The following is an 8,819-nucleotide window of genomic DNA, read 5'->3' as shown; positions in this document are numbered from 1 at the left end:
TAGCTTTAGGCGTGAAGCTCGGCGTGAGCCGAGCGAGAGCGTGGCGGGGTTTCCCCGCCCGCGGGACCAGCTCAGAACCCTGAGATGGTGTCCGGGGAGTTCACCACTACATGGTGGAAGTCCTCGGCGAAGCCCTCGCCACCGTGGGTGCTGCGCATTTGTGCGTTGACGAACTCCACCATCCGCTGAGCGTCGCGATGCTGGCTGAAGTGCCGTCCCAGGGCCTGGATCTTCTGCTCCTGGTACCCGCTGACATCTACTCTCAGCTGAGCATGCTGCGCCGGTGCCCCATAGAGCAGCAGGTGTTTAATCTTGAAGGCCTCCAAACCGGCTTCCTGCAGCTCAGGGTAGGCGAAGGGGTTCTCCACCGCAGGGTAGGCCGCACGGACCACAGCTTCTCCGCAGGCTAGATGGTCTGGATGGGCCTTTTGCAGCCGGTCCCAGGCCCGCTCCGGGTGCAGTGAGAACACCGCATCCGGGCGCACCTGACGCATCACTCTCACGATCTTGCCGATCAGCTCATAGTTGGGCTCCACAAAACCATCGCGCTCATCCAGCAGGATGACCTCGTTGATTCCGACGACGGCGGCAGCTTCCTGCTGCTCCTGCGCCCGGAGCCGGGCAGTCTCCTGCGGGCTGCGGGAGGGGTCGAATCCTCCGGCATCCCCGGAGGTCAGCAGGCACAGGATGACCTCCACGCCGTCGGCGGTCAGCGCGGCGATGGTGGCGGAGGCCCCGAAGTCCACATCGTCGGGATGTGCGGCGAAGGCCAGCGCCCGACGCAGCCCCAGCTGATGGACCAGCTGCTGGGGCTGCACCAAACCGGTCAGCGCACCTCCGGAGGGACCGCTGGGGGTTCCAGCACCTGCTGCATCAGACAATGTGCCGCTCACAGTCGGCTGAGGGTGACGTCTACGGTGATTTCTTCACCGTCGCGCTGCACGGTCAAAGAAATGCTCTCCCCTGCGGCGTATTCACGCACGGTGGCAGTCAGCGCGGTGGCGTCCTCCACGTGACGTCCCTCCACATGGGTGATGACATCGCCGACCTCCAGTCCCGCCTCACCGGCCGGGGACTCGGGGCTCACTTCGCTCACCAGGGCGCCGGAGGTGAAGCCGCCGGCGCTGACGGGACCGTCCTGGGCGAGAATGCGCCGGTTGACTTCAGCGTCGGGCGAGGCCGGTGCCACGCTGACGCCCAGCAGCCCATGGCTGGCTTCTCCGTTGTCAATGAGCTCTTGGGCGATGCGCTGGGCGTAGTCAATGGGGATCGCGAAGCCCACGCCGATGCTTCCGGCCTGTTCGCTGGCGAAGGGGCCCCCGCCACCACCTGTGGAGGCGATCGCCACGTTGACCCCGATGATCCGTCCTTCAGCGTCAACCAGCGCGCCGCCGGAGTTGCCCTGGTTGATGGCGGCGTCGGTCTGGATGACGTTGAGGTAGATCGCACCCTGGGTTGGCGACTGCGGCTGGTTCGGGAAGTAGAACTCAAAGCCCTCTCCCGGTCCTTCTTCCTCGCCCTCTTCGGGCTCCTGCTGCGGAACGTCCCCGCCTTCGTCCTCCACTGCGGCAGATGCGACCTGGATCGTGCGGTCCAGCGTGGAGATGATGCCGTCGGTGACGGTACCGGAGAGCCCCAGCGGAGCACCGATGGCCACGGCTTGATCACCCACGTTGAGCTCACCGGAACTGCCGATCTCCGCGGGGGTGAGGTTCTCGGTATCGGCGAGGCGGATGACGGCGAGGTCGCTGAGCGGGTCAGTTCCGACGATTTCTGCGGTGGTCACTCGGCCGTCATCCAGGCGCACCTGGATGGTGGCATCTGACACGGTGCCACCCAGAGTCACCACATGGGTATTGGTCAGCACGTGGCCTTCGTCATCGAGGATGATGCCGGATCCAGATCCCTGACTGCTACCACCGTCGGTGACTCCCAGAGTCACCACAGACGGAGACGCTTTGGCTGCGGCAGCCGTCACCGCGGTGGCGGATTCGGGGGTATTGATCTCAATCCCCGCCGGGCCCTGGCTGATCTCTCGGGTGGACTCAGCATCCTGGCTCAGCGCTGAATAGCCTGCCGCACCGACGCCGCCGCCGAGCAGACTGGCCACCAGCGCAATAGCGACGACGCCGCCTGCGCCCATCCCCCGCCTTGGCTCGCGCTGCTGCTCGGCCGGGTTAGTCCAGGGGTTGTGCCCCTGGCCGTAAACGTATGCGTCCTGGTGGGTGCTGGAGACCGAGGATTCTCCCTGGTCTGCCTGCTGTGCAGTGTAGGGGTGGGAGTGCTGGTGCCCTTCGTGCTGTTCGAACTGCGGGTGATGGGCGCGGCGCTGCTGGTTCTGGCCGTATTGGGGCTGTGCAGACTGGCCCTGACCGTACGGGTTCTGACCGTACGGTCCCTGTGCAGGCTGGTTGTGTCCATAGGGGTGCACAAAACGCTCGGGCTGATCCTGGGCCCGGGGGCCTGCTGCGGCACCCCACCCCGGAGTCACCGGCCCAGGCTCCGGGTGAGCTGATGGCTCGGCTGACTGGGTGCCCTCACCGCTTTCGGCGGATTCATGCTGCTGAGGTTCAGGACGTGGATCATCCGGGGACGGACCCGGGTGCGGGCTCGGGTGTTCCGGGTACTGATCCTGTGAAGGCCGTGGGTTCTCGGCGGGGCCCTGGGGATCCTGTGACATGATGCGCGGTGCTCCTACATCGAAGGAATGAAGCTGACTCTCACGTCCATAGACGATGCCATACCTACCTAATAGACTCCTAAGAATGGTGCCAGAAACTATGACGGAACCCGTGTCGTGAGCGGCGCGCTGATCGGCGCCCTCATTATCGGTGCTGGAATTCTTGCACTGCTCGGGGTGGGAGCGGTATGGCTTTCAAACGGAAATAAGCAGCAGAAGCGCCTCTACAGTGCCCCCCAGCAGGACCAGCTGCCGCAGAACCAGGCCCCGCCAGACCCACTGGATGCCAAGTCAACCGACGAGCTGCGACTGCAGGCCGGTGAGATGCTTGTCGCTGCCGATAATGCCGTTGCCTCCAGCGAACAGGAGCTGCTCTTTGCCTCCGCCTCCTATGGAGACGATCAGGTCAAGCCCTTCCAGAAGGACATCGACGAGGCCAAAAGCCACCTACGCGAGTCATTCCGTCTGCAGCAACAGGTGGATCAGTCCCACCCCGAAGGTGAGGCCGAGGCACGCGAGTTCTATAAGCGGATCATCCACAGCTGCGAGAAAGTCAACCAGACCCTGCAGTCCCACCAGCAGGAATTCGAGGGTCTGCGCAACCTAGAGCGCAATCCCGAGCCAGTCCTGCAGCAGTTGCGCGCTCATCTGGCGGAGCTGAAGCCACGTCATAAGCAGGCACACGCTACTCTGCAGAACCTGGCAATCAGCTATGACGACGACGTCCTGGACCAGTACCGCGACAACCTGGACCAAGCTGGTCAAGCCTTGACAGCAGCTGAGCAGGCTGTGAGCGCAGCAGCTGACTGCATCGCCCGGGCAGATACCGCCGAGGCCGTGTTGGCACTTCACTCCGGGGAACAGGCTGCCGCAGACGCCAACGCGCTGCTGGATTCCATGGAACAGACAGAGGACCATCTGCGCAAAGCAGGACGGAACCTGGATATCGGCATCGCCCAGACCACCCAGGATATCGCCCAGGCTAAGGCCACCTACCAGGCCGGGCAGGCCCCAGAACTGGCAGGACCCATTGCCGCTGCCGAGTCCGCCGTCGAACGCACCCAGCGGGCTCTGGACTCCGGGCGCCGCATCAACCCCCTTGAGCTCCTCCACGGCCTGGAGCTGGCCCACCGTGAACTCGATGAGCCGCTGAACTCCGTACGCGACCGGCAGGCCCAGGATCGCCGTGCCCGGGACATGCTGCAGAACGAACTGCTGACTGCCCGCAGCCAGGTCCAGTCCTCGCTGGATTTCCTGCGCTCGCGCCGTTACGGGGTTTCCTCCACTGCCCGCACTCGAATGGCTGAAGCCGAACGCTGCCTCACCGAAGCCGAATCCATCGGTGAGTCCCAGCCTTCACGCGCTGTGGAACTGGCCCAGCGCGCTAAGGCATTGGCCGTCCAGGCGGCCCAGATCGCCCAGCAGGAAGCGGCCACCAATAATATGCAGAACATGGGTGGTAGTCCCTTCGGGCGGACCAGCCTCGGAAGCGGTTACGGCTACGGCACAGGGGGCGGATTCGGCGGTTTCGGCACCGGAGGCGGCACCGGCTTCGGTGGAACTGGCTACGGCGGAAGTGCCATGGGTGGCCAGAACGAGATCAACCGCGCTCTGAGAACCGGAATGCGGATGGCACGGATGACCAGCCGGGGCGGTCGCCGTCGTCGGCGGATGTTCTGATCAGCACCTTCAGGTGGAGAGAAATCTCCGCCTGAAGGCTGATGCTGTCCCGGCTGTGGCCGCTAGTATCGACAATGTGATCTGAGCCAAGGTCCCCAAGGAAAGGTGATCACCGTGAGCAAACAGTCCATTTTCGGTCGGATGTCCCAGCTGATCCGCGCCAACGTCAACGCGATGCTCGATCGTGCTGAGGATCCCGAGAAGATGCTGGATCAGATGGTGCGCGATTTCACCAACAACATCCGTGAGGCTGAAGAGGCCGTCGCCCAGACCATCGGCAACCTGCGCATGATGGAAGACGATTACAAGGAAGACCTGGAGACTGCGCGCTCCTGGGGCCAGAAGGCGCTGGCCGCCTCCCGCAAGGCCGACGAATTCCGCACTGAGGGCAATCAGGAAAACGCCGCAAAGTTCGACAACCTCGCAAAGGTGGCCATCCAGCGTCAGATCGACGCTGAAAGTTCAGCCAAGGGCGCTGAGCCAACTATCCAGTCCCAGCGCGAGATCGTGGAGCGTCTGCGCACCGGCCTGGAGCAGATGAAGACCAAGCGCCAGCAGCTGATCTCCAAGCGCGATGAGCTGGTAGCCCGTTCCAAGGCCGCCCACGCACAGTCCCAGGTGCACGACGCCGTCAAGGCCATCGACATCATGGACCCCACCTCCGAAGTGGGACGCTTCGAAGAGAAGATCCGCCGCGAAGAAGCCCGGGTGCGCGGACAGAACGAGCTGGCGGCCTCCTCACTGGACGCGCAGTTCGAACAGCTCGAGGACCTCGGCGAGCAGGCTGAGATCGAAGCTCGTCTGGCTGCCTTGAAGTCCGGCGGATCCACACCGGCTGCCATCGGCACCGGTAATGAGTCCGGAACCGGTGTGACCGAATCTGATTTCGCCTCCCTGGAGACTGAATCAGACAAAGCATGACCCCATGAGTCGCGCCACCGTCCACTGCCTGGTGAACGGAAGGTGAACTCTGATCTAATGGAGGGCGAGCCGAAAGGCTTGCCCTCCATTTGCATGTGTCCTAAGGAGATACCCCTGTGACCGAGACCGTCAACGGCACCCCCGCCACCGGAGCCACCGCAGTCAATACCGGACTGGCCCAGATGCTCAAAGGCGGTGTGATCATGGATGTGGTCACCCCCGAGCAGGCGAAGATCGCAGAAGAAGCCGGCGCCGTCGCGGTGATGGCCCTTGAGCGAGTCCCGGCAGATATTCGTGCCACCGGAGGCGTGGCCCGGATGAGCGACCCGGATCTGATCTCCGGCATTATCGACGCCGTCTCCATCCCGGTCATGGCCAAAGCCCGCATCGGGCACTTTGTGGAAGCCCAGGTGCTCGAGCACCTGAAGGTGGACTACATCGATGAGTCCGAGGTCCTCTCCCCCGCGGACTACATCCACCACATCGATAAGTCCAAGTTCAAGGTGCCGTTTGTCTGCGGTGCGACCAACCTGGGCGAAGCGCTGCGCCGCATCACCGAGGGCGCATCGATGATCCGCTCCAAGGGCGAGGCCGGCACCGGGGACGTCTCCGAAGCGATGAAGCACATCCGGACCATCAACGCAGAGATCGCCCAGCTGACCTCTCTTGCCGAGGATGAGCTCTACGTGGCGGCCAAAGAACTCCAGGCACCCTACGATCTGGTCAAGCAGATTGCCACTGAGGGCCGGCTTCCAGTGGTGCTCTTTGTTGCCGGCGGTGTGGCCACACCTGCTGATGCCGCCATGATGATGCAGATGGGCGCCGACGGCGTCTTCGTCGGTTCAGGCATCTTCAAGTCCGGCAACCCCGCTGCGCGCGCGGCGGCCATCGTCAAGGCCACCACCTACTATGACGACCCAGCGGTGATTGCTGAGGCCTCTAAGGGCCTGGGCGAAGCCATGGTGGGAATCAATGTGGCTGATGTCCCAGCCCCGCACCGCCTGGCTGAGCGCGGCTGGTGACCGTTGAGGACGTCAGTGCCGGGCCACTGATCGGTGTCCTGGCTCTGCAGGGTGCTGTGGCCGAGCACGCCGCAGCCCTGCAGGCCTCTGGCGCTGCAGTGCGGATCGTACGCCGTCCGGCGGAACTTGATGGACTCGACGGCTTAGTGGTTCCCGGCGGCGAATCCACCGCGATGGCCAGAATCGCCGCCCCGGTGAAGATGTTCGAGGCGGTGCGAGAACACCGCGAAGCAGGATTGGCGGTCTTCGGCACCTGTGCTGGGCTGATCCTGCTCGCCGAGAGCGTCGCCGATGCCCAGGCGCTGGAGGGATTCGAGCGGATCCGGGGGCTCGACGTCGTCGTACGGCGCAATGCTTACGGCTCGCAACTGAATTCCTTCACCACCGAGCTGCCGGTACAGGGAATCGGTGAACCGGACCGGCCGCTGGAGGCGGTATTCATCCGAGCCCCGGTGATCGAGGAGATCCGCAGCGCTGATGTGGAGGTTCTTGCTGAAGCGCAAGGGCATCCGGTGGCAGTCCGTCAAGGACGATTGCTGGCCGCCAGTTTCCACCCCGAGCTCACCAGCGACTACCGGTTGCATCAGTACTTCGTGGGATTGGCGACCTCCTAAGAGGCTGCCACCTGGCCCAGCTAGCGCCGAAGCGAAGCAGTCGGTGCAGCCTGTGCCAGCGCTTCTTCTGCAGAGTGCGCCGTAGTTTTGGCATGATGTGGTGAGCTGCGGCAACTGCCGGCAGCGAAGTTGAAGCACGTCAGGGGACACTATGAGCCAGGGACAGCAGGGACACGACGCCTTAAGAGCTGCCGATCCGCGCACTTCGCAGGCTGAACTCTACGAGCTGGCCCGGAGCAGGCCCGAGCTGCGGCCGCAGATCGCCCAGAACCCCAATACCTACCCGGAACTGCTTCAGTGGCTGGGCGGACTGGGCGATCCCGCCATTGACGCCGCGATCGCCCGCAGACACCAGCAGACCCAGGACTTCACCCAGATTCTTCCCTCACAGGGTGCTGCCACGGACCAGCCCACTCAGGCGTTTCCGACCCAGGCAATTCCAGCCCAAGACTCTGGGGCCCAGGAGTTCGGGACCCAAGAGTTCGGAGCCCAGCGCGAAGCCAACTACTATCCCGATGACGATGACCACACCGGTTATCAGGATCAGCCCGCGGGCTATCAGCAGCCGCACGGCTATCAGCAGCCCCATGGACACACTGCAGGAGCTGGTGGCTACCACCAGCACCAGCCCGCCGGTTACCCGGGCCCGGCCTACACTGGTTATCCGGCAGCGGCCCCGGAATATGTAGAAGACGAGCCGCCACGCCGTCGCCGAGGAGGCGCCGGTGTCTTGATCTTTTTGCTTCTGCTACTGGTCGTTGGTGTGATTGCCGCGGTCCTCGGCCTGTTCACAATATTCACCGGCGACGACGCCGAAGAAACTGATCAGGGCATCGTGGAGGAACAGCCCAGTCCCTCCCCCACCGAGGGCACACCCGAAGCGACCGCTGAACCCACGGACGACGTCGCGGACTCTCCCACGCCCACCCCCACAGAAAGCCCCACCGAAAGTCCCACTGAGGACGACGAAACCTCAGATGACGACGCGGCTCGCCCGGCTCCATCCGGTGCACTGCCCTTGGATGGTTTCTCGGCTCCCAGCGGCAATATCCACTGTGCTGTGCAGGGAGAGTCCTTCAGCTGCACCATCCTGGAGTACGAATTCGATGCTCCGGAGAACTGCGAGAACGGGGTGACCTTCACCGTCAGCGACGACGGCGCCGTGGAGACTGCGTGCGCCTCGAACGTGAGCCAGCAGCCGGTCTCCCTGAACTATGGTCAAGCCGCGAGCTCAGGTGACTTCGCCTGCGTCGCTGAATCCACCCACTTTGAGTGCTGGTCCACCCGCACAGGCGGCGGCTTTGAAGTAGCCCGTGAGTACTACACCCTCAACGAGCAGTGACTGCTGTGCTGCCTAAGAAGAACTCCGCCTGGCGTCCTGCAGCACCCCATGAGAGCGGTCCACTGAGGCAGGGTGTCCGCGGTGTCGTCGTCATGTCTGTGCTTGGCTTATCGCTGATTGCCTGCTCGCCGCAGGACGCTGACGCTGGTCCACACACCGGGACAGGGCAGAATGTTCCAGCGGCGCTGGCCGCAGATGCTGCAAGCGCAGCGCCTGAACCCACGGCATCGCCTACAGAGCACAGCATGGACGAGCTGGCGCAGATGAGCTTCGCGGAGTTCCGATCGGGCGAGGTGTCGCAGGCCCAGCGCTACCAGCTGCTGTGGCACTATGCGCAGCTCAGCGAGGATCATCCAGAGTTGTTCGGTCAGCAGGAGGGGCTCTTCGCCTATAATCCGACGAATCTGGCGCACCCAGGTAATAGTGCGGAGAACATTCTGCTCCAGCACTGGTACCTGCAGCAGCTCTACCGGGTGGGTGAGGTGCTGGCGCTTCAGCACGGCGGCGAGGACATCGCGCTGAAGCTGGCCCGTACCGTGGACCCCGATGGCGTTGAGCAG

8 protein-coding genes are annotated in these 8,819 nt (G+C 63.8%); 6 read left to right on the top strand and 2 right to left on the bottom strand.

From position 1 onward, the window contains the following. Window positions 1-71: 71 nt before the first annotated feature. Window positions 72-830, bottom strand: coding sequence for a PIG-L deacetylase family protein (locus TX78_RS04625; RefSeq protein ID WP_044494441.1), 759 nt, complete (start codon window positions 828-830; stop codon window positions 72-74). Between the two features lie 59 nt (window positions 831-889). After that, complete coding sequence (locus TX78_RS04620; protein ID WP_049897455.1) at window positions 890-2,680, bottom strand: S1C family serine protease; 1,791 nt, start codon at window positions 2,678-2,680, stop codon at window positions 890-892. Between the two features lie 117 nt (window positions 2,681-2,797). On the opposite strand from TX78_RS04620, the gene TX78_RS04615 reads away from it, so the two are divergent. The 6 genes from TX78_RS04615 to TX78_RS04590 form a co-directional block, all read left to right on the top strand. Beyond that, window positions 2,798-4,360: a hypothetical protein gene (locus TX78_RS04615; RefSeq protein WP_049897453.1), complete on the top strand. Its 1,563-nt coding sequence runs from the start codon at window positions 2,798-2,800 to the stop codon at window positions 4,358-4,360. 114 nt (window positions 4,361-4,474) lie between these two features. Next, the gene (locus TX78_RS04610; RefSeq protein ID WP_044494434.1) at window positions 4,475-5,281 is read left to right on the top strand and encodes a PspA/IM30 family protein; all 807 of its coding nucleotides are present in this window, start codon (window positions 4,475-4,477) and stop codon (window positions 5,279-5,281) included. Window positions 5,282-5,397: 116 nt separating this feature from the next. Next, a complete protein-coding gene (pdxS, locus tag TX78_RS04605; RefSeq protein WP_081652566.1) occupies window positions 5,398-6,303 on the top strand; it encodes a pyridoxal 5'-phosphate synthase lyase subunit PdxS in 906 nt (301 codons plus the stop codon). Continuing rightward, window positions 6,300-6,917, top strand: coding sequence for a pyridoxal 5'-phosphate synthase glutaminase subunit PdxT (gene pdxT / locus TX78_RS04600; protein ID WP_044494074.1), 618 nt, complete (start codon window positions 6,300-6,302; stop codon window positions 6,915-6,917). The genes pdxS and pdxT overlap by 4 nt, the downstream gene beginning before the upstream one ends. A gap of 151 nt (window positions 6,918-7,068) precedes the next feature. Beyond that, complete coding sequence (locus tag TX78_RS04595; RefSeq protein WP_044494072.1) at window positions 7,069-8,259, top strand: variant leucine-rich repeat-containing protein; 1,191 nt, start codon at window positions 7,069-7,071, stop codon at window positions 8,257-8,259. Continuing rightward, a partial coding sequence (locus TX78_RS04590; protein WP_044494070.1) for a hypothetical protein occupies window positions 8,256-8,819 on the top strand: 564 nt, incomplete at its 3' end. The genes TX78_RS04595 and TX78_RS04590, both read left to right, overlap by 4 nt.

The sequence above is a fragment of the Nesterenkonia massiliensis genome, from assembly GCF_000455245.1.
Taxonomy (GTDB): Bacteria; Actinomycetota; Actinomycetes; order Actinomycetales; family Micrococcaceae; genus Nesterenkonia; species Nesterenkonia rhizosphaerae.
The sequence above is the reverse complement of the archived record's forward strand: the minus strand, read 5'-3'. Positions and strand labels throughout refer to the sequence as shown.

What these genes read in the sequence shown, in the direction of transcription:
- TX78_RS04595 (WP_044494072.1), top strand. Translation starts at nt 7,069, where the DNA reads ATGAGCCAGGGACAGCAGGGACACGACGCCTTAAGAGCTGCCGATCCG.
- TX78_RS04620 (WP_049897455.1), bottom strand. Translation starts at nt 2,680, where the DNA reads ATGTCACAGGATCCCCAGGGCCCCGCCGAGAACCCACGGCCTTCACAG.